The sequence below is a fragment of the Micromonospora sp. ABR4_055 genome (assembly GCF_056160425.1).
The window spans coordinates 1-3,485 of record NZ_JBSWXD010000279.1 but is presented as its reverse complement, the minus strand read 5'-3'; the positions used below and the strand labels follow the sequence as shown (position 1 = coordinate 3,485).

Below are 3,485 nucleotides of genomic sequence, written 5' to 3'. Positions count from 1 at the left end.
TAGCTGAAACCAGCTCCCACCAGCGGACTAGCGTGACGCGCGGGCCGAAGAAGCACCCCGCAGACACACCCCCCTAAACAGCACTGTCCCCGGTCATGTCGTACGCCGTGGCGAGCACCACCGCATTGTTGATGATGTTGCTGTTGGCACCCCAGAAGTAGGCACCCCGGTGGCCCGGCATCGGCAACCCGTACGCCTGACTGTCCCCAGTATCGAGGTAGGAGTCGGCGGCGGCCACCACCGAGGCACGGATCCGGTCCCGCTCCTGCGGGGCGAGCCCGTTCGGCACGGTGGCCAGGTCGAGCCGGCCGAGCGCGGCGGTGGAGCCCCAGCCAAAGCCGGTCGCGTCGAAGACGTCCCGGGTGTGGTGCGGCGAGGCGGTGACGTCGTCGAGGTAGCTCTGCTCGCCGGTGGTCAGGTACATCTCGGCCGCCGCCCAGTAGAACTCGTCGCTGACGTCACCGTCGCTGTAGGCGCCACCACCGTTGCCGTCGGCCGGGTCGGCGAGCCGGGCCGGGTTGGCCTTGGCAGCCGCGTAGGCCGTCGTCGCCGCAGTCCGGCACTGGTCGGCGAACGCGGTGTCGTACGGGGCGTACAGCCGGGCGCACTGGGCGGTGACGGCCGCCAGGTTCAGCGTGGCTGCGGTCGACGGCGGGTGCAGCTCCCGCAGCTCCGGGTCGTCCTCCGGCTGCAGCGGCAGGCCGGTCCAGTTCCGGTCGTGGATCTTGTGGTGCGCCATCCCGGCGAGCGGTTCACCGGCCGGCACCTGCATCCGCATCAGGAACTCCAGCTCCCAGCGGGCCTCGTCGAGGATGTCCGGCACGCCGTTGTCCCGCTCGGGCACCCGCAAGGTGCCGTCGCCGAGCCCGGCCCCGCCGTCGGCGCTGGGCGCGGTCTTGGTCCGCTCGAACGCGCTGAGCAGCTGGTAGGTGGCGATGCCACCGTTGACCACGTACTTGCCGTGGTCGCCGGCGTCGTACCAGCCGCCGCGTACGTCGAGTCGGTAGTCGCAGACGCCGGGCTGGCACGGCACGTCGATGTCGCCCTGGTTGGGCGCGACGCCGACATGGCCGGCGGGGCGGGCGTACTCCTCGCCGACCAGGTCCGCGTCGATGGCGATGCCGCTGCGCTGGATGTAGAAGAACTGCAGCGCGTCGGAGCGCAGCTGCTGGTAGATGTCGCCGGAGATGGCGAACGGGTAGCTGGTCTCGCCGTCGGTGTCCAGGGTGAACCCGGTGCCGGTGCCCCGGTACGCGGAGAAGTCGATGCTGTGCGTCTGCTCGCCGGAGGCGCTGTCCAGCCCACGTACGGTGCTGGTGCCGCTGGCCACGACCGTCCCGTCGGCGTCGTGCAGTTGCCAGTCGAGCGGCTCGGTGGCGTCGGTGACGACGGTGGCGTTCTTGGGTCCGCCGGGCAGGTAGCCGACCTGGTTCACCCGTACCCGTGGCCCGGTGTCCGGCATGTACGGCGGCTCCTCCTCGCCGCCGCGCAGCGAGACGTCGTCCAGGCAGAAGGTGTATTCGTCGGCGTTGCCGCCGACCTGGAAGGCGAGCTGGGCCCGTTCGGTGTCCTCGCTGGCGACGAAGGTCGCCTCGACCCGCGAGGGTTCGGCGGTCAACGCCAGGTCGCGGCCGAAGTAGCCGGTGTACGGGTCGGCACCGAGCTGGACCACCGCCCGTACGGCGGCGGCCGGTTCGGCGGACGCCGTGAAGCCGATGGTGTACTCCTCGCCGGTGATCAGCGGCAGGCCCTCCTGCAGGATGCCGGCGTCCCACGGGTTGGCCAGCCCGGTCGGGACGGTGGCGCAGAGCCGTCCGTCGACCACCCGGGGGCTGGTGGTGCCGTAGCTGATCCAGCTGTCGGTGCCGTTGCTGAAGTCGCCGTTGGTGATCTGCTCCGGCCCGCCGGGTGGGGGACCGACAGTGTCGTCGCTGAGCAGCGAGACGTCGTCCAGGCAGAGGGTGTAGTCGGCGGCGCCGCCGCCGAGTTGGAAGGTGAGGGTGCCGTCGGGGGAGTCGAGGTTGGCGGTGAACTCGTAGGTGAACGTCTCGGCGTCTGGCCCGAGGTCGAGCTCGCGGCTGAGCACGGTGGTGTAGGGCTCCGCGTTGAGCTGAACGTTTGCCCGTACGGACGCGGGAACGTCGCTGGCGGCCGTGAAGGCCAGTCGGTACGCGGCACCGTCGATGAGTTCGATGCCGTTGTGTCCGATGCTGGCGTCCCACGGGTTGGTGGTGCCGCCGGGCACGCTGGCGCACAGTTGGCCGTCGGTGGCGGCCAGGGTGACGTTCTCGGTGCCCCACCAGGGGGCTGTTCCGTCGTCGAAGGTGCCGTTGACGATATGTTCGCGTTCCTCGGCGTACGCCGTCGTCACGGTCAGGGTGGTCAACGCCAGGACGCTGGCACTGGTGCCGGCGAGCAGCGCGACCGTCCGGCGTCGTCTGGATCGGGTCACGGGGTTCCTTCCGCGCGGGGGACTGGGAGCGCTCCCATTGATCTGAGACGATGTTGCCAGGGCGTTACCGGCGTGTCAATCACATCATGTGTGGCGGGTCGCGCGACCGGTGCTAGGTGTCCGTTACGCGGTATTTAGTAGTTTATGCCCAGCGGGCGGCTGTGATTCTCCATGATCTTTAACATCTGCATGCTGATCTACTAGAGACATTTCGGCCCTGTTCCTGGCAGGCTGCCAGCCATGACCCTGAAGCTGCGTTCCGCGGCGGTGACCGACCGCGGCCTGATCCGGAGCGGGAACCAGGACTCCGTGCACGCCGGCGACTGGCTCGTCGCCGTCGCCGACGGCATGGGTGGGATGGCCGCCGGGGATCTGGCGAGCAAGATCGCGATCGAGGCGATCGCCCCGCTCGATGCGGCCGTCGCGGACGATGAACTGGTACCGAGGCTGCAGTCGGCGGTCGAGACCGCCAGCGCCGGAATCCGGCAGGCGATAGCCGAGGATCCGGCGCGGGAGGGGATGGGAACGACCCTGACCGCCCTGCTCTTCGCCGGGTCCGGCGTGGCGATCGCACTGGCACATATCGGCGATTCGCGGGCGTACCTGCTGCGGGGCGGCGCGCTGGAGCAGGTCACCCGGGACGACACGTTCGTGCAGATGCTGGTCGACGAGGGCGTCATCACTGCCGAGCAGGCCGCCAGCCATCCGCGCCGAGCGGTGGTCACCCAGGCGTTACAGGGGGAGAACGTCAACCCCGCCTACCAGGTCTTCGAACCGCAGACCGGCGACCGTTGGCTGCTGTGCAGCGACGGGCTGTCGAACGTGGTGCGGGCGGAGAGCATCGCCGAGGTCCTGGCCACCTACGCCGACCCGCAGGCGGGCGCGCAGCGGCTGGTCGACCTGGCGATCCGGGCCGGCGGGCCGGACAACATCACCGTGGTCATCGGCGACATCACCGAAGTCACCGGCGACATCACCGGGTAACGGTCGCCGAGACGCCGGCTGCGGCCGGCCCGGGAGGTCGGGGCCGGCC

The 3,485-nt window shown here is 70.1% G+C and carries 2 protein-coding genes; one reads left to right on the top strand and one right to left on the bottom strand.

What is annotated here, in order from left to right; genetic code table 11:
* Window positions 1–73: 73 nt before the first annotated feature.
* On the bottom strand, window positions 74–2,452 hold the full coding sequence (locus ACXAHD_RS31680; protein WP_475055090.1) for a glycoside hydrolase family 9 protein: 2,379 nt from the start codon (window positions 2,450–2,452) through the stop codon (window positions 74–76).
* A gap of 240 nt (window positions 2,453–2,692) precedes the next feature.
* On the opposite strand from ACXAHD_RS31680, the gene ACXAHD_RS31675 reads away from it, so the two are divergent.
* Window positions 2,693–3,436, top strand: a complete 744-nt coding sequence (locus ACXAHD_RS31675) for a PP2C family protein-serine/threonine phosphatase (protein ID WP_281554425.1) — start codon at window positions 2,693–2,695, stop codon at window positions 3,434–3,436.
* The last annotated feature ends 49 nt before the right edge of the window (window positions 3,437–3,485 follow it).

Excerpts from the sequence above, each read along its gene's own strand:
- ACXAHD_RS31675 (WP_281554425.1), top strand. The coding sequence starts at position 2,693 with ATGACCCTGAAGCTGCGTTCCGCGGCGGTGACCGACCGCGGCCTGATC.